Annotated in this window: 17 protein-coding genes and 1 pseudogene; 12 read left to right on the top strand and 6 right to left on the bottom strand. The window is 59.4% G+C overall.

Annotated elements, in window-relative coordinates:
- Positions 1-160: 160 nt before the first annotated feature.
- Positions 161-1,858: a long-chain-fatty-acid--CoA ligase FadD1 gene (gene fadD1, locus ACYSTU_RS01900; protein ID WP_024014053.1), complete on the top strand. Its 1,698-nt coding sequence runs from the start codon at positions 161-163 to the stop codon at positions 1,856-1,858.
- A gap of 238 nt (positions 1,859-2,096) precedes the next feature.
- Here fadD1 and ACYSTU_RS01895 read toward each other — a convergent pair whose 3' ends face one another.
- Positions 2,097-2,474, bottom strand: a complete 378-nt coding sequence (locus tag ACYSTU_RS01895) for a hypothetical protein (protein ID WP_016775519.1) — start codon at positions 2,472-2,474, stop codon at positions 2,097-2,099.
- A 194-nt stretch (positions 2,475-2,668) separates the two neighbouring features.
- Here ACYSTU_RS01895 and ACYSTU_RS01890 point away from each other — a divergent pair, with 194 nt between their 5' ends.
- From ACYSTU_RS01890 to def, 3 genes are all read left to right on the top strand, one after another.
- Positions 2,669-2,860, top strand: a complete 192-nt coding sequence (locus tag ACYSTU_RS01890) for a CsbD family protein (RefSeq protein WP_016775518.1) — start codon at positions 2,669-2,671, stop codon at positions 2,858-2,860.
- A gap of 163 nt (positions 2,861-3,023) precedes the next feature.
- A complete protein-coding gene (locus tag ACYSTU_RS01885; RefSeq protein WP_498995473.1) occupies positions 3,024-3,980 on the top strand; it encodes a YihY/virulence factor BrkB family protein in 957 nt (318 codons plus the stop codon).
- Complete coding sequence (gene def / locus ACYSTU_RS01880) at positions 3,977-4,516, top strand: peptide deformylase (RefSeq protein ID WP_476313446.1); 540 nt, start codon at positions 3,977-3,979, stop codon at positions 4,514-4,516. Before ACYSTU_RS01885 ends, def begins: the two co-directional genes overlap by 4 nt.
- Before the next feature lie 115 nt (positions 4,517-4,631).
- Here the strand turns inward: def and ACYSTU_RS01875 are convergent, their stop codons facing one another.
- Positions 4,632-5,054, bottom strand: coding sequence for a GNAT family N-acetyltransferase (locus ACYSTU_RS01875; protein ID WP_498995470.1), 423 nt, complete (start codon positions 5,052-5,054; stop codon positions 4,632-4,634).
- A 721-nt stretch (positions 5,055-5,775) separates the two neighbouring features.
- Here ACYSTU_RS01875 and ACYSTU_RS01870 point away from each other — a divergent pair.
- Together ACYSTU_RS01870 and ACYSTU_RS01865 are read left to right on the top strand one after the other, a co-directional pair.
- Positions 5,776-6,549 (top strand): annotated as a pseudogene (locus tag ACYSTU_RS01870) (PAS domain-containing protein); the annotation flags it as partial.
- 6 nt (positions 6,550-6,555) lie between these two features.
- Positions 6,556-7,095 (top strand): methyl-accepting chemotaxis protein, encoded by a 540-nt coding sequence (locus tag ACYSTU_RS01865; RefSeq protein ID WP_223259141.1) that lies wholly within the window; start codon positions 6,556-6,558, stop codon positions 7,093-7,095.
- A 134-nt stretch (positions 7,096-7,229) separates the two neighbouring features.
- Here the strand turns inward: ACYSTU_RS01865 and ACYSTU_RS01860 are convergent, their stop codons facing one another.
- Complete coding sequence (locus ACYSTU_RS01860) at positions 7,230-8,654, bottom strand: MFS transporter (RefSeq protein ID WP_498995466.1); 1,425 nt, start codon at positions 8,652-8,654, stop codon at positions 7,230-7,232.
- A gap of 125 nt (positions 8,655-8,779) precedes the next feature.
- Entirely contained in the window at positions 8,780-9,220 is a 441-nt protein-coding gene (locus ACYSTU_RS01855) for a PACE efflux transporter (RefSeq protein ID WP_041479195.1), read from the bottom strand.
- Positions 9,221-9,342: 122 nt separating this feature from the next.
- On the opposite strand from ACYSTU_RS01855, the gene ACYSTU_RS01850 reads away from it, so the two are divergent.
- Positions 9,343-10,215: a LysR family transcriptional regulator gene (locus tag ACYSTU_RS01850; protein WP_125917186.1), complete on the top strand. Its 873-nt coding sequence runs from the start codon at positions 9,343-9,345 to the stop codon at positions 10,213-10,215.
- Between the two features lie 139 nt (positions 10,216-10,354).
- Here ACYSTU_RS01850 and gntR read toward each other — a convergent pair whose 3' ends face one another.
- The gene (gntR, locus tag ACYSTU_RS01845; RefSeq protein ID WP_498995461.1) at positions 10,355-11,386 is read right to left on the bottom strand and encodes an HTH-type transcriptional regulator GntR; all 1,032 of its coding nucleotides are present in this window, start codon (positions 11,384-11,386) and stop codon (positions 10,355-10,357) included.
- Positions 11,387-11,602: 216 nt separating this feature from the next.
- On the opposite strand from gntR, the gene ACYSTU_RS01840 reads away from it, so the two are divergent.
- Both ACYSTU_RS01840 and ACYSTU_RS01835 read left to right on the top strand, forming a co-directional pair.
- Complete coding sequence (locus ACYSTU_RS01840) at positions 11,603-12,136, top strand: gluconokinase (protein WP_016773550.1); 534 nt, start codon at positions 11,603-11,605, stop codon at positions 12,134-12,136.
- Positions 12,137-12,218: 82 nt separating this feature from the next.
- A complete protein-coding gene (locus ACYSTU_RS01835; RefSeq protein WP_016773551.1) occupies positions 12,219-13,571 on the top strand; it encodes a GntP family permease in 1,353 nt (450 codons plus the stop codon).
- 186 nt (positions 13,572-13,757) lie between these two features.
- Here ACYSTU_RS01835 and alaC read toward each other — a convergent pair whose 3' ends face one another.
- A complete protein-coding gene (alaC, locus tag ACYSTU_RS01830) occupies positions 13,758-14,966 on the bottom strand; it encodes an alanine transaminase (protein ID WP_498995452.1) in 1,209 nt (402 codons plus the stop codon).
- A gap of 138 nt (positions 14,967-15,104) precedes the next feature.
- On the opposite strand from alaC, the gene ACYSTU_RS01825 reads away from it, so the two are divergent.
- From ACYSTU_RS01825 to ACYSTU_RS01815, 3 genes are all read left to right on the top strand, one after another.
- On the top strand, positions 15,105-15,767 hold the full coding sequence (locus ACYSTU_RS01825; protein WP_016773553.1) for a LysE family translocator: 663 nt from the start codon (positions 15,105-15,107) through the stop codon (positions 15,765-15,767).
- A gap of 69 nt (positions 15,768-15,836) precedes the next feature.
- On the top strand, positions 15,837-16,322 hold the full coding sequence (locus ACYSTU_RS01820) for a GyrI-like domain-containing protein (RefSeq protein ID WP_498995446.1): 486 nt from the start codon (positions 15,837-15,839) through the stop codon (positions 16,320-16,322).
- 88 nt (positions 16,323-16,410) lie between these two features.
- Positions 16,411-16,899, top strand: coding sequence for a GNAT family N-acetyltransferase (locus ACYSTU_RS01815; protein ID WP_016773555.1), 489 nt, complete (start codon positions 16,411-16,413; stop codon positions 16,897-16,899).
- Positions 16,900-16,903 lie beyond the last annotated feature (4 nt).

Raw genomic sequence — 16,903 nt, 5'->3', positions numbered from 1 at the left:
CCTCTTTTGGCTCTGGTCGACCCTTGGCAAAGCTGCTACTCTCGGCGCGCTTTGTGACTTCTCGGCCTGTAAAACGCCGGATTCACCAATACAAAACACACACCAATAATAATCGCATCAAATGCGGTGAAGAATTCGCGTTGCTGAGGAGTGGGCTTCCATGATCGAAGACTTTTGGAAGGATAAGTACCCGGCTGGAATCGCAGCCGAGATCAATCCAGACGAGTATCCGAACATTCAGGCAGTGTTGAAGCAATCCTGCCAACGCTTCGCCAACAAACCGGCTTTCAGCAACCTCGGCAAGACAATCACCTACGGTGAGCTGTACGAGCTGTCCGGGGCCTTTGCCGCGTATCTGCAACAGCATACCGACTTGCAGCCCGGTGATCGAATCGCCGTGCAACTGCCCAACGTCCTCCAGTACCCGGTCGCGGTCTTCGGTGCCATTCGCGCCGGGCTGATCGTGGTCAACACCAACCCGCTGTACACCGCGCGGGAAATGGAACACCAATTCAACGACTCCGGCGCCAAAGCCCTGGTGTGCCTGGCGAACATGGCGCACCTGGCCGAAGCCGTGGTGCCGAAGACCGGCGTCAAGCACGTCATCGTCACCGAAGTCGCCGACTTGCTGCCGCCGATCAAGCGCCTGCTGATCAACAGCGTCATCAAGTACGTGAAGAAAATGGTCCCGGCCTATCACTTGCCCAAAGCCATCAAATTCAACGACGTCCTGAGCAAGGGCCACGGCCAGCCAGTGGCCGAAGCCAACCCGGACAGCGGCGATGTCGCGGTGCTGCAATACACCGGCGGCACCACCGGCGTAGCCAAGGGCGCGATGCTGACGCACCGCAACCTGGTCGCCAACATGCTGCAATGCAAGGCGCTGATGGGCTCCAACCTCAACGAAGGCTGCGAGATCCTGATCACGCCGCTGCCGCTGTATCACATCTACGCGTTCACCTTTCATTGCATGGCGATGATGCTGATCGGCAACCACAACATTCTGATCAGCAACCCGCGCGACCTGCCGGCGATGGTTAAGGAACTGTCGAAGTGGAAGTTCAGCGGTTTTGTCGGTCTGAACACGCTGTTCGTGGCGCTGTGCAACAACGAAGGTTTCCGCAAACTGGATTTCTCCGCGCTGAAAGTCACCCTGTCCGGCGGCATGGCCCTGCAACTGGCGGCGGCCGAGCGCTGGAAAGCCGTGACCGGTTGCGCCATCTGCGAAGGCTATGGCATGACCGAAACCAGCCCGGTGGCCACGGTCAACCCGATCCAGCACATCCAGATCGGCACCATCGGCATTCCGGTGCCGTCGACCCTGTGCAAAGTCATCGACGATGCCGGTGTCGAGCAGCCGCTGGGTGAAATCGGCGAGCTGTGCGTCAAGGGCCCGCAAGTGATGAAGGGTTACTGGCAGCGTCAGGAAGCCACCGATGAAATGCTCGACAGCGACGGCTGGCTGAAAACCGGTGACATCGCGCTGATCCAGCCGGACGGCTACATGCGCATCGTTGATCGCAAGAAGGACATGATTCTGGTGTCTGGCTTCAACGTCTATCCGAATGAACTGGAAGACGTGCTGGCGACTTTGCCGGGCGTGTTGCAGTGCGCGGCGATCGGCGTGCCGGACGAGAAGTCGGGTGAGGCGATCAAGATTTTCATCGTCGCCAAACCGGGAGTGACCCTGACCAAAGAACAGGTCATGGACCACATGCGCGCCAACGTTACCGGCTACAAAGTGCCGCGTTCGGTGGAATTCCGCGATGCGCTGCCGACCACCAACGTCGGCAAGATCCTGCGCCGCGAATTGCGGGATGAAGAGCTGAAGAAGATCAAGGCCAAGTCTGCCGCGTAAATAAAAAGCCCCGCAGATGCGGGGCTTTTTGTTGGTGCCGAGTAGGGCTTGAGTCATGCTTCGAGACTGCCCCTCACCCCAGCCCTCTCCCAGAGGGAGAGGGAGCCGATCAGGGATAATTCGGATCTTGAGTTCGGCTGGATATTTCAGGTTGGCATATTCCGCGAGAGCAACTCGGTCAGTCCCCTCTCCCTCTGGGAGAGGGCTAGGGTGAGGGGAACGGGCCGCGCCGCCAATATTACTGACGAAACGGCGCAAAATTCACATTGGTCCCCGCCGGTCGCATGTCCTGCAGGTACGAATCCTTGTCCGCACTCAATTCCAGGCTCAGCGCTGCCTTGCGCTTGCCTTCGTTGCGAATCACCAGGCCTTCGAGCTTTTCGCGCAGGAACACCGTCGGCACTTTCAGGTGCAGCAACTCATCGGTGGCCGGGGTGTGCAGCAGCAAGTGAATCCACTCGTACTGACCGATGGCCAAGCGCGACACCGGCAGGTCGAACCACCAGATATTGCGGTTACGGTTCAGTTCGGCGAAGTGGCAGTTGTTGGTGCCGAGCACGGCGCCGCCCAGTTCCTGGTTGCGACGGGCGATGGCCTGGGTTTTATTGAGCTTCATGACATTCCTGCGAATCGGTGTGCCGGGCTCAGCGCCCGTAGGCTGAGCATTCTCGGGGCAACGCCGGCAAACATAAAGCGCAACCTGCATGCCACGACGAAATGCCAGCAAAATAAATGAAACTCGGCGCAAAGCGCACCGGTCAATCGTTACGTAATGACTTTTCTTCCCTTTATGCTTCACGGAGAAACACCATGAGTAGCACAGGCGATAAAGTAAAAGGCATGGCCAATGAAGCCGTCGGCAATATCAAGCAAGGCGTCGGCAAAGCTACTGACAACGACAAGATGCGCGCGGAAGGCAAGGTTCAAGAGAAAAAAGGTGAAGCCCAGCAAGCGGTCGGCAACGCCAAGGACGCTGTGAAAAAGGGCGTCGACAAGGCGTAAGCGAGCCTTGAACGAATCACACGAGCGGCCATCCAAGGATGGCCGTTTTTGTATCAGAACCCTGCGGTCATCCGCCAAAGGATCGCCAAGTAGGCTACCTTGAGGTAAAAAACGGCCCCTGAGTCGCCACGACTTCAACCTTTTGCGGCGCAAGGAGACGCGAATGATATTCCCGGACATGAAAGGTCTGCCCCTGCACCGGGTGATGGTGCGCACGGTCACTGAATTCGTCGATGACGAAATGTCGACCTACGCCTCGGCGCTGGCCTACCAGATGCTGTTCTCGCTCTTCCCGTTCATTCTTTTCCTGATCGCCCTGATCGGTTTCCTGCACCTGCCGGATTTCTTCTCCTGGCTGCGTCTGCAATCCGAACTGGTGCTGCCGCCGCAGGCGCTGGAGCAGGTCAATCCGGTGATCGATCAGTTGCAGCAATCCAAGGGTGGCCTGCTCTCCATCGGTATCGTCATCGCCCTGTACACCGCGTCCGCCGGCGTGCGCTTGATGATGAGCGCGATGAACGCCGCTTACGACGTGGTCGAAGGCCGGCCGATCTGGAAGCGTTTCCCTTTGTCGATCGTCTACACCGTCGGCATCGCCGGCATGCTGCTGATCGCCGCCGCGCTGATGGTGCTCGGGCCGCAGGTGATGGGCTGGATTGCCGCACAAGTGGGGCTGGAAGACTTCATCGTCACGGTGTGGACGATTGCGCGCTGGCCGGTGATCGTGATTCTGATGATGGTCGCGGTGGCGTTGATCTATTACGTGATGCCCGACGTCAAACAGGACTTCCGCTTCATCACCCCAGGTTCGGTGCTGGCTGTAGTGGTGTGGATCCTAGCCTCGTTGGGGTTTGCCTTCTACGTGAAAACCTTCGCCAACTACAACGCGATGTATGGCAGCATCGGGGCGATCATCGTGCTCTTGCTGTATTTCTATATTTCCGCGGCGGTGCTGTTGCTCGGCGCAGAAATGAATGCAGTGATCGAGCACATGTCCGCCGAAGGCAAGGACAAGGGCGAAAAGGCCCCTGGCGAGCCCGACGAATCCACCAAACAACACGTCTTGGGCCTGGGCCGCGATCATTCGCTCAAGCCGGACACTGACGAAGCGCGACCATGATTCGTGAAATTCTGAAAATGGGTGATGAGCGCCTGCTGCGCATCGCCGCGCCGGTACCACCGGAAATGTTCAACAGCGCCGAGCTCTGGCAATTGATCGACGACATGTTCCAGACCATGGAAAGCGTCGGCGGCGTTGGCCTCGCGGCGCCGCAGATCGGCGTCGACCTGCAACTGGTGATCTTCGGCTTCGAACACAGCGAGCGTTACCCGGATGCTGAAGCAGTGCCGCAGACGATCCTGATCAATCCGCTGATCACGCCGTTGAATCCGTTGATAGAAGAGGGCTTTGAAGGTTGTTTGTCAGTGCCGGGCCTGCGCGGTGCGGTGGATCGCTTTCAGCAGATCCGCTACGAAGGCTTTGATCCCAAGGGCGAGCCGATCGTGCGCGTGGCCTCGGGGTTTCATGCACGGGTGGTGCAGCATGAATGCGATCACCTGATCGGCCGGCTGTATCCGTCGCGGATTACCGATTTCAGCAAATTCGGTTTTACCGAAGTGCTGTTTCCGGACCTTGATCCCATGGCTGACGACTGATTGTCAGAACACCATCAACCCCTGTGGGAGCGAGCCTGCTCGCGAACGCGGAGTATCAGAACCAACTTCGGCGCTGACACACCGCATTCGCGAGCAGGCTCGCTCCCACAAGAGTTCAGCGTAAATCTGCGGGATTGAGCCCCATCGCAATCATCGGTTTGCTCCGCGCATACCGGCTCAACCGCTCGGCCATCGCCTGCGGCAGCGGCGGATTGAAACTGAAGCCACGCCGCTCATAAAACCCGCGCAGATCCGGATGGCAGAACAGCCACACCGGCTCGTCCACCTTAGCAACCGCCGCTGCGATCAGTTGCGCAGCAATTCCCTGCTCGCGACACCCCGGATCAACAAACAACCCCGTCAGCCAATGCCCGCCCGATACCGGCCGCAGGCACAGCGCCGCAACGATCTCGCCGCGCCGCGCTACCCACAACTGTGCCTCGCGCACGGCTTTCATCGACGACTGGTGGCTGCGGTAGAACTTGTTCATCAGCGGCCACAACGATTCGTCGAGCTGGCTGTAGTGGATATCGGACATGGTTCGGGCTGTCGCTGCGAAAAGCGCCGATTATAAAAGAACGCGCGCCTCGGGATAGGTGTATACCTGAACTCACACCCATGTGAGTGGAGTACCGATCATGTCCAAAGGTATGGATTCAAAGAAAGCCGCGAAGAAGAAGCCGGCCAAGACTGCGATTGAAAAACGTGCCGAGAAGAAAGCCAAGAAGGTCGACATCTTCGGCCATTAAGCAATCTCTACGGGAGCCCGTTTCGCGGGCTTCCGCTTCGCTGGCGAAAACGCCCGTTTTCACCACACTGTCTCCCGCGCTGAACCGTTTCTTGTGCAAAAAATGCCAGATACTGGCCGACTAGTGGCCTTGCGCCCGGCGTCGGGATGGCTATGCTTTGCAGGTAACTAACCATGTCGACCGTCATGCCAACAGGGCGGCGGTACCAGGTTGGTCCGTGATTCATGCTGCCAGAGTGCGCAATCCAAGGCACCGACACTGAACCAACAAGGAGCGTCATCTAAATGGAAGTTCTTCTACACGTTAGGGCTGGCCCGCTTGCGGGCTATCAAGAAAAGGATGTCTTGATCAGAGCGTCGCTGCTGGGACCCTCCGATTGATCATCATTTATCACCTGACAACTTCCTCCCGTGGAGGAAGGCGTGTGCCTGTTCTGTGGAACGTAGTGATGGATCTTGCAAGACCTGAACTTTCATCAAATCAAAAGAACGCGCGGAAGGTGATACAACCATGTTCAACCTACATCACAAGGCTGACCTGCGGGAAATCGAACGCTTCAGCTGTGCGCTGACCGAGGCCAACGCGAAAATAGAGGCGATCAGCCGTTCGATGGCGATGATCGAGTTCACCCCGGACGGCATCGTCCTCGACGCCAATGAGAACTTCTGCAAGACCATGGGCTACAGCGCCGAAGAAGTGCGCGGCAAACACCATCGGATCTTTTGTGAAGAAAGCTTCTACCGCAGCGAGGACTACGCGAAGTTGTGGCGTGACCTGGCCCGTGGTGAACCGCTCAGCGGCACTTTTCTGCGCCTGAACAAGAGCGGCCGGGAAATCTGGCTTGAAGCCAGTTACATGCCGGTGTTCGGGCCCGACAAACAGGTCAGAAGTGTGATCAAGGTCGCGGCGGACATCACCGCGCGCATCAACAAAGAACATGAAGAAGAAGCCATGCTGGCGGCGATCGGTCGTTCCATGGCGGTGATCGAGTTCACTCCCGAAGGCCATGTCATACGCGCCAACGACAACTTTCTGCAGACCATGCAGTACGCGCACCCTGAAATTGTCGGCCAGCACCACAGCCTGTTCTGTCACCGCGCCGAAGCCGAATCCGCGCAGTACAAGGCGTTCTGGGCTTCGCTCAATCGCGGCGAATATCACTCGCACCGTTTCGAGCGCAAGAACAAGTCCGGGCAGATGGTTTACCTGGAAGCCTCGTACAACCCGCTGTTCGATGCCAAGGGCCGCTTGTACAAAGTGGTCAAGTTCGCCAGCGACATCACCCGGCAGATGACCACCCTGCAAAACGCTGCGGAATCGGCCCACAGCACCTCGGTACAAAACGACGCCTGCGCGCAAAAAGGCTCACAAGTCGTGCAGCAGACCGTGCAGATCATCCAGGACATTTCCCGCGATCTGAACGAAGCGGCGGTGAGCATCGATGCGGTCAGCAAACAGTCGGACATCATCGGCACCATCGTCCAGACCATTCGCGGCATTGCCGATCAGACCAACCTGCTGGCACTCAATGCCGCGATCGAAGCGGCGCGTGCCGGTGAGCATGGACGCGGTTTTGCCGTCGTCGCCGATGAGGTGCGCAGCCTCGCCGCGCGGACCAGTCAGGCCACTCTGGAAATTGTCGACGTGGTGCGCAAGAACCACGACCTGTCGCTGAGCGCGGTATCGAGCATGCAGTCGAGCCTGAGCCGCACCGGGTTGGGCGTGGAGCTGGCGAACGAGGCGGGCGAGGTGATCCTCGAGATTCAGCAGGGCTCGCGGCATGTGGTGGATGCGATCAGTCAGTTCAATGAAACCCTGCAATTGAACTGAGCTGTTCAACGTCACCAATAGCCAATGTGGGAGCGAGCCAGCTCGCGAAAGCGTTGTGTCAGTCAAGCCTATAGCCACTGACACAACGCCTTCGCGAGCAGGCTCGCTCCCACAGGTGAGTCGTGCGTTGGCCGTCAACGATGAGCAATATTCTCCAGTGCCAGATTACGCGTGCGCGGGCCGAACCAGCCGATGGTCAGCATCACGATCAGCATGCTGCTGACGATAAATGCCAGTACCCCCGGCGTGCCGAAATTATCCAGAAACATGCCGATCAGCAGACTGCTGAACACCGTCGACAAGCGACTGAACGAATAGCAGAAACCGACCGCGCGGGCGCGGATGTTGGTCGGGAACAGTTCGCTCTGGTAGGAGTGATAACTGAAGCTCAGCCAGGCGTTGCAGAAGGTGATCATTACCCCGCAGAAGATCAGCCCGAATGCGCTGCTCTGCAGGGCGAACAGGGTGCCGAAGGTCATCGCGCCGAGGGCAGAGCCGACGATCTGCCATTTGTTTTCGAAGCGGTTGGCGAACTTCACGAACAGCAACGGCCCGAGCGGGTAGGCGAGGGTGATGATGAAGGCGTACATCAGACTGTGGGTGACACTCACGCCTTGCCCCGAAAGCAGCGCCGGCAACCAGTTGCCGAAACCGAAGAAACCGATCGCCTGAAAGGTGTGGAAGACGATCAGCATCAACGCGCGGCGGCGGTACGGCGGCTGCCAGATATCGGCGAAACGGCCCTTGCCTTCGACATCGACTGACACCGGTTCCGGCTCATCCAGCGCTTTGCCGTAATCCTTGGCGCAGCGCGCTTCGAGAAGGTCGAGGATCCGGTTGGCCTCATCGAAGCGACCGTGTTGCGCCAGCCAGCGCGGCGATTCCGGCAGACGCTTGCGCAGCCACCAGATAAACAGCGCAAACACCGCGCTGGCCAGCACCACCCAACGCCAGCCGGACACCCCGAACGGCGCTTGCGGCACCAGCCACCACGACATCAAGGCCACCGCCGGCACCGAGAGGAACTGCACGAAAAACGCAAAGGCGAACGCCGAGCTGCGCATGCGCTTGGGCACCAGTTCCGAGAGGTACGCGTCGATGGTCACCAGCTCGATTCCGAGGCCGATGCCGACCAGAAAGCGCATGCCGATGATGCCCAGCGCTGAGGTCTGGATCCCCATCAGGACTGTCGCCACCGTGTACCAGATCAGCGCGAAGGTGAAGATTGCCCGGCGACCGAAACGATCCGCCAACGGACTGAGCAGGCTGGCGCCGAGGAACAGGCCGAGGAACGTCGCCGAGGCGAACGCCGCCTGATCGGAGAAGCCGAACACCCCCTGACTGCCAGTGGCGAACAGGCCGTCGCGAATCAGCCCGGGACTGATGTAGGCGGTCTGGAACAGATCGTAGAGTTCGAAAAATCCGCCGATCGACAGCAGCGCCACCAGGCGCCAGATGGTGGCGACAGCGGGCAGCCGATCGATGCGGGCGGAAATTTCGGCGGCGCGTACCGGGTCGATGCCATCACTGGGCGCGGCGGCGGGAGTGTGAGCAGTCATAAGCTGATCCATTTTTTATTGATGGAAAAGCTTAGCCTGCTATCGGTGTTGGCGGATTGTGAATACCAGCGGTTTACCCGGTCAAACCGCTGATTTCTCGCAATATCTGCTTACGAATTAGCGATTTATGCCGCAGCGGCAGAATCCGGCAGCGCCGAGTTCGGCAGGCCGAAGATGCGGTCGAACAGCCAGTTGAATACGAAGGTGTAGCACGGGATGAAAATGATCAGCGCCAGATCAAGCAGGAACGCCTGCACCAGACTGATGTTCATCCACCACGCAATCAGCGGAATCAGAAACACGATCAGCGTCAGTTGAAAGCCGACGGCGTGGGCGATGCGCCGTTTGACCGTACGGGTGCGCGAGATCTGGCGACTTTCCCAGCGCTCGAACAATGAGGTGTAGATGAAATTCCAGGTCACGGCGATGCTGGTGATGATCACCGCCAGCGGCCCGGTGCTGCCCGGCGATGTACCCGACAACAACGCCAGACCGAGGGCCGAGAAGGTCATCCCAATCACTTCGTAGAGCGACACGTAGACCAGTTTGCGTTTCACGCCTTGCATACAGATTTGCCTCTTTCTTGCCGAATGTTGGCCAGCAGGGCTGGCGAAGGCGGCGAAAGATAGCTTCAATAGACCTGACAGAAAAAGTTGGTAGATTTCAGTTTTATTGATAGGTGAGGCATTTGAATTTCAGTAGCGACAGCATTGAGTTGTTTCTCGCGGTGATCGAACGCGGCTCGTTCTCCGCTGCCGCGCGGCAGTTGGGGAAGGTGCCGTCGGCGGTGAGCATGGGCATCGCCAATCTTGAAGCGGAACTTGGTTACCCGTTGTTCGACCGCAGCCACCGCGAGCCGCAACCCACGGCGATGGCGCAGTCGTTGGTGCCGCACGCGCGACTGATCGCCGAGCAGCTCAAGCAGCTGCAAGTGCACGCGGTGGAGCTGTCGCTGGGACTGGAAAGCAGGTTGTCGATCGGCGTGGTTGCGGACGTTGATCGGCGGCGCTTGCTGGCAGCGATCAAGGTGATTGCCGAGCGGCATCCGTTGCTCGACATCGAAGTGCTGACCGCGCCACAGGATGATGTGCTGGCGATGTTGCACAGTGGCCGGGTCAGCGTGTGCCTGGCGTTCGCCGGTTTGAGCGTGAATGCGCTGGAGCGGTTTCAGTTCGTCGGCAGCGAACGCATGATCGCCACGCTGGCGGCGGACAGCCCTTTGTTGCAGGGGCGTGATGTGTTTCTCGAAGATCTGGTGCAGGTGCGGCAGATCATCGTCGCCAGCCGCGACTTGCCGATCAGCGAAACGCGGCCGTTGGTGGCTGAGTCTTACTGGCGTACGGACAATCTCGAGACGGCAATGGAAATGGTCGAAGCGGGGTTGGGCTGGGGTAATTTTCCGCTGTCCGTGGTGCAGCCGTGGCTGGACGCGGGACGTTTGAAAAGGCTGAATTTTCGCAACATCGAAAATGGCCTGGTGCTGCCGGTGCACGCGGTGTGGCTCAAGAGCCAGCCATTGCAGAAGGGCGCGCAGGCTTTAGTGGACCTGCTCAGCCATTGAATTTGATAGAGATCCCCTGTGGGAGCGAGCCTGCTCGCGAAGGCGTCGTGTCAGCTGCATCAATGCTGACTGACCCACCGCTTTCGCGAGCAGGCTCGCTCCCACACGGGTTGTGTTTCAACTCAGCATTTGTGAAGGGTCAGGTACTCTCGCGAACCTTCAGCTCAAACCCCATATCCTCCACCGGCCGCGCCACTTTGTTGCCCGCCATCAACGTTAGCATCTGCTCCGCCGCGCGCCGGCCGATCGCCTCGCGCGGGGTGTTGATGCTGCTCAGGCGCGGCACCATGTGTTCGGACATCGGCAAGTCGTTGAAACCGAGAATCGCCACTTGCTCGGGAATTTTGATGCCATTGCGCAACGCTTCCAGCAGCGCGCCTTGGGCCAGGTCATCGTTGCCAAAGAAAATCGCATCAACATCCGGATGCGCCGCCAGCAATTGCAAAAACAACTCGCCACCCAGACCCACCGACGAAGCACGCGGTGTCAGCACTTCCAGATCCGGGTCGTAACGGCCCGCCTTCTGCAACGCCTTGCGGAAGCCTTCACCGCGCAACAACGTGCGCTGGTCCAGCTGCGCACCAATGTAGGCCAGACGTTTACGCCCACGGAACAGGAGGTGTTCGGCGGCAGTTTCCCCGGCGCTCAACTGCGAGAAACCCACGCAATTGACTCCGGCAGCACTGTCCAGCTCCATCATGTACACGCAAGGAATGTTGCTGGCCTCGATCATCCGCCGCGAACTTTCCGTGCGATCAAAACCGGTCAGCAGAAACCCGCGCGGCTGATAGGCCATGTAGTTGCGCAGCAGGTTTTCTTCTTCATCGCGCGAGTAGTGGAAGTTGCCGATCAGCACTTCGAAGCCCTTGGGCGTCAGCACCCGATGAATGGCTTCCAGCGTGTCGATGAACAGCAGGTTGGACAGCGACGGCACCAGCACCACCACTGAATGGCTCTGCGCCGAGGCCAAAGCGCGGGCGGCGGGGTTGACCACGTAGTTGAGTTCGAGCGCGGCTTTCTGCACTTTTTCCACCAGTTCGGTGGCTACCGTGCTCACCCCGCGCAAGGCGCGCGAGGCAGTGATCGGGCTGACGCCGGCCAGGCGGGCTACTTCGTTGAGGGTCGGACGGCCGGTGGTGCGGGTATTTTTATCGTTCTTGGGGGAGGTCATCGGGCGGCTTGCCAAACAAAAATCAAGGCACTAAGGTAGCGCTGTCCTGATGCAGCTGCAAATGCGTGAGCGCGGTCCTGCCTGATCAGTGCTCTTTGGCGTTAGGAACAAACCTGCTGCAACCCAAAAAAACGACAAGAAGGCGTCGGCAACTTCTGCCTGTGCACTAGAGTCATAGCTAGCAAAGGTAGCGCTGTCTGCGCGCTGAGGTGTTATATGAGTCATCCCATCACCGCCCTGGTCATCATGGGCGTTGCCGGTTGCGGCAAGACGTGCGTCAGCCAGGCCCTGTGCCAATTGAGCGGCGCCACTGCCATTGAAGGCGATACTTTTCATCCGGCCGCGAACATCGAAAAGATGAGCGCGGGGATCCCCCTGAACGACGAAGACCGCGCTGGCTGGCTCGACAGCCTGTGCGATGAACTGCGTCGCGTCGATGCCCAAGGCCAACGCCCGGTGTTGACCTGCTCCGCCCTTAAACACAGCTATCGCGAACGTCTGCGCAGTGCCTTGCCGGGCCTGGGTTTCGTGTTTCTTGAATTGACTCCGGAAGTCGCCGCCGAGCGTGTATCGCACCGCCCGGGCCACTTCATGCCGGCAACGTTGATCGAAAGCCAGTTCGCCACCCTCGAATCGCCCAAGGGCGAGCCGCTGACTCTGCCGCTCAATGCCTCGATTCACAGCGTCGAAGAGCTGGCCCTGCAGGCTCACGTCTGGTGGCAGGCCAACGGTCTGAAACAGGCGGTATGAGTATGTTGAAAAAGACAGCGCTGTCCTTCCGACTTCTGTTCAACCCGCTTTAATAACAACAACAATCCAGGAGACACCCCCCATGTTTGGCATGTCCCACGAGACGTTCCTGCTGCTCGATGCGGTGGTCACGGTAATCGGCCTGATTATCCTGATCACCAAATTCAAGATTCATCCCTTTATCGCCCTGACCATCGCCGCCGCGTTCCTCGGCCTGACTTCCGGCATGCCGATCAACACCATCATCAAGGCGTTCCAGGACGGCTTTGGTGGCGTGCTCGGTTTTGTCGGCATCATCCTCGCCCTGGGCACCATGCTCGGCAAAATGATGGCCGAATCCGGCGGCGCCGATCAGATCGCCCAGACCCTGATCCGCGCCTTCGGCAAGGACAAAGTCCAATGGGCAATGATGTTCGCCGCGTTCCTGGTGGGCATCCCGCTGTTCTTCGAAATCGGCTTCGTGCTGCTGATTCCGCTGGTGTTCATCGTTGCGCGTCGCACTGGCGTATCGATCATCAAAATCGGTATCCCGCTGCTCGCCGGCCTCTCTGCGGTGCACGGTCTGGTACCGCCGCACCCGGGTCCGCTGCTGGCCATCGGCGTATTCGGCGCTGACATCGGCAAGACCATTCTCTACGGTCTGATCGTCGCGCTGCCGACGGCAATCATTGCCGGTCCGATCTTCGGTACTTTCATCGCCAAGCACATCCCGGGTCACCCGAATCAGGAACTGGTCGATCAACTGGCCCGTGAAAACGATTCGGCCAACCTGCCAAGCTTCAGCATTACTCTGGTCACCGTGCTGCTGCCGGTGTTCCTGATGCTGCTGAAAACCTTCGCTGACGTAGCGCTGCCGGACGGCAACTTCTTCCGCATCTGGATGGACATGATCGGCCACCCGATCTCCGCACTGCTGCTGGCGTTGCTGCTTTCGCTGTACACCTTCGGCTACAAGCAGGGCATCGGTTCCAACCAGATGCTCAAATGGCTCGACGCAAGCCTGGCGCCTACCGCTGCGATCATTCTGATTATCGGTGCCGGCGGTGGCTTCAAGCAGATGCTGGTGACCAGCGGCGTGGGTGACGTGATCGGCCACATGGCGGTCAGCGCGCAGATCTCGCCGATCCTGCTGGCCTGGCTGGTGGCGGCGGTGATCCGTATTGCAACCGGTTCGGCGACCGTGGCGACCATCACTGGCGCCGGCATTGTGGTGCCGGTTGTCGGCATGATTCCGGGCGTCAACCGTGAGCTGCTGGTGCTGGCCACCGGTGCCGGTTCGCTGATCCTGTCCCACGTCAACGACGCCGGTTTCTGGCTGGTCAAGCAGTACTTCAACATGACCGTGGCCGAAACCTTCAAGACCTGGACCGCGATGGAAACCATCCTCTCGGTGGTCGGCCTGGGCTTTATCCTGCTGCTGTCGCTGTTCGTATAAGCGGCAGTTTGCAGGCACAAAAAAACCGCAGTGATGCGGTTTTTTTGTGGGCGTGGACTTCCTGCTTGATCGTTCCCACGCTCCGCGTGGGAATGTAGCCTGGGACGCTCCGCGTCCCAAAGCGGACGCAGAGCGTCCATTGAGGCATTCCCACGCAGAGCGTGGGAACGATCAGAGATGTGCCACTTATTTCGAGGCCAGGCTATCCGCGCGGAACATCCCGCGAATCCCGCGCACGGCCTGACGAATGCGGTCCTGATTTTCGATCAGGGCGAAGCGCACGTGGTCATCACCGTACTCGCCAAAGCCCACCCCCGGCGAGACGCAGACCTTGGCCTCGGCCAGCAGTTTCTTGGCGAACTCCAGCGAACCCAGATGCGCATACGCCTCGGGAATCTTCGCCCACACATACATCGACGCCTTAGGATTCTCGACCATCCAGCCCAGCTCATGCAGGCCTTTGACCAGCACGTTGCGACGCTGACGATACTGCTCGGCGATGTCGCGCACGCATTGCTGATCACCTTCCAGCGCAGCAATCGCCGCCACTTGCAGCGGGGTGAAGGTGCCGTAGTCGTGGTAGCTCTTGATCCGCGCCAGGGCGCTGACCAGTTCCGGGTTGCCGACCATGAAACCAATGCGCCAGCCGGCCATGTTGTAGCTCTTGGACAGGGTGAAAAACTCCACCGCAATGTCCTTGGCCCCCGGCACCTGCATGATCGACGGGGCTTTCCAGCCGTCGTAGACGATGTCGGCGTACGCCAGGTCGTGGATGACCAACACGTCGTATTGCTTGGCGAGGGCGATCACCCGTTCGAAGAAATCCAGCTCCACGCACTGCGCGGTCGGATTGGACGGGAAACCGAGGATCATCATTTTCGGCTTGGGGATCGAGCCGCGAATGGCCCGCTCCAGCTCATCGAAGAAATCCACCCCCGGCACCAGCGGCACCGAACGCACCTGAGCGCCGGCAATCACCGCGCCGTAGATGTGAATCGGATAGCTCGGGTTCGGCACCAGTACGGTGTCGCCCTGGTCCAGGGTCGCCAGCATCAAATGCGCCAGGCCTTCCTTGGAGCCGATGGTGACAATGGCTTCGCTTTCCGGGTCGATATCGACTTCGTAGCGCTGCTTGTACCAGTTGGAAATCGCCCGGCGCAGGCGCGGAATGCCCTTGGACGTCGAGTAACCGTGGGTGTCTTCACGCTGGGCGACCTGCACCAGTTTTTCGACAATGTGCGGCGGCGTGGCGCCGTCGGGATTGCCCATGCTCAGGTCGATGATGTCTTCACCACGGCGACGAGCGGCCATTTTCAGCTCGGCGGTGATGTTGAAAACGTAAGGGGGGAGTCGATCTATGCGCGCAAAGCGGCGCGGCGAACCTTGTTCGGCCATTGTTGCCTCGGATAACGTAAGCGCCCGGAACCGTCCGAGCGACGCTGGTCACTGCGGTGACCTGTGGCGGAAGATAAGGGCAGTGATGGCATACTGTCCAGCGCGGTTGTAAATATTTTTTTCAAGGAAAATCGGTCAATGGAATTCACCAGCGGCTTCTTGCTGAGCCTTTCGCTGTGCCTGGATATCGGCGTAGCCAACATCGCGATGATCACCCTGGCCATGCAGCGCGGCTACTTTCAGGGCTTCGCCCTGGGCCTGGGCACCTGCGTCGGCGACCTGATCTATGCGGTGCTGGCCTTGGCCGGCATGACCGTTTTGCTGCAATACGAAACCGTGCGCTGGGTGCTGTGGATTGGCGGTTCGGCGCTGCTGATCTACTTCGCGGCGAAGATGATTTATTCGGCGATCCACCACGAAGCGCTGCTGGCGGAAACGGCGGAAGTGGGGCAGAACTCCCATCGCAAGGAATTCTTTCGCGGCATCTTTCTCGCGATGTCGTCGCCGAGTGCGATTCTCTGGTTTGCTGCGGTCGGCGGCACGTTGATCGCCCGGTCCGGTGGCGGTGGTCCGTTGAGTTCGGCGCTGTTTCTCGGTGGTTTTCTCTGCGCCGGGCTGCTCTGGTCGGCCGGTCTGTGCTTCGCGGCAAGCCACGGCGGCAAGCTGCTGGGCGACAAGCTTCTGCGCTACTCCTATCTGGCATCGGCGGCGATCTTCTGTTATTTCGCGGTGTACGTGATCGTTTCTGGCTACAACGAGTTTGTCGGCTCGGGCGCCGTCGAGCAGTTGCACTCGCTGTAAACGTGCGAAACGGGTCGGGCTTTCTATACTCCCAGCCGAATCCACTTTTCCGTTCTGAGGAGTCGCGTCATGGATGAACAACAACGCGTCGAGATAACCGAGCCTCGCTTCGAACAGGGGCAATTTCTGCTGATTGCCGGTTTCGGCGGGCGATTCACTCAGGAGACCACCGAAGACATTCCCGCGTTATGGGAAAAACTGATCCCGCACTTGGGAAAAATCCCCGCGCAAGTCAACGAAGTGACCTACGGCGTTTGCTGCAACGCGGACGGCGAGGGCGGTTTCGAATACATCGCCGGGGTGCAGATCGACAAGCTCGACGACCTGCCGGAAAAGTACCGCTGGGTTGAAATCCAGCCGCAGAAATATGCCGTGTTCGAGCACAAGGGGTCACTGGCGCAACTCCCTGACACCTTCCAGTACATCTGGAACACCTGGCTGCCGCAGTCCGGCCACGAAGCGGCGGACGCCCCGGAATTCGAGCGCTACAGCGAGGATTACAACCCGAAACTCAACAAAGGCACCCTGGAAATCTGGCTGCCGATCAAGGCCTGAGCGGCGTACTAATCGAGGCGGAGCATGTCCGCCCCGGTGGTTGTGCTTTATGCTGGCGGGCCTTGTTTCCACAGATTTTTGAGCTGCCATGAACACCGTGATCCGCAACGTCAGCGCCGCCGACCTCGACCGCTGCTACGCCATCGAAACCGTCGCCTACGAAGGCGACGAAGCCGCCACCCGTGAAAAGATCGCCACGCGCATCGCCACCTGGCCGGACGGCTTCATCGTCGCCGAGGTGGACGGCGTGGTCGCCGGTTTCATCAATTCCGGCGCGGCGTTCGACGTGCAGATGTCCGACGAGGCGTTCAAGGAACTGATCGGCCACGACCCGAAAGGCCCGAACGTGGTGATCATGTCGGTGGTGGTGCACCCGGATTACCAAGGGCAGGGCCTGGCCAAGCGCCTGCTCGGCGAATTCATCGAACGCATGCGCGCCATGGACAAAGCGACAATTCACCTGATGTGCAAAGAGCAGCACATTGCGCTGTATGCCGGCTTTGGCTTTGCCTACATCAAGCCGTCCGAGTCCGACCACGGCGGAATGGCGTGGCACGAGATGATCCTGACCCTCTGAACTT

This window comes from Pseudomonas glycinis, from assembly GCF_054871425.1.
Note: the sequence above shows the minus strand (reverse complement) of the source record. Positions and strands in the feature narration are given on the sequence as shown.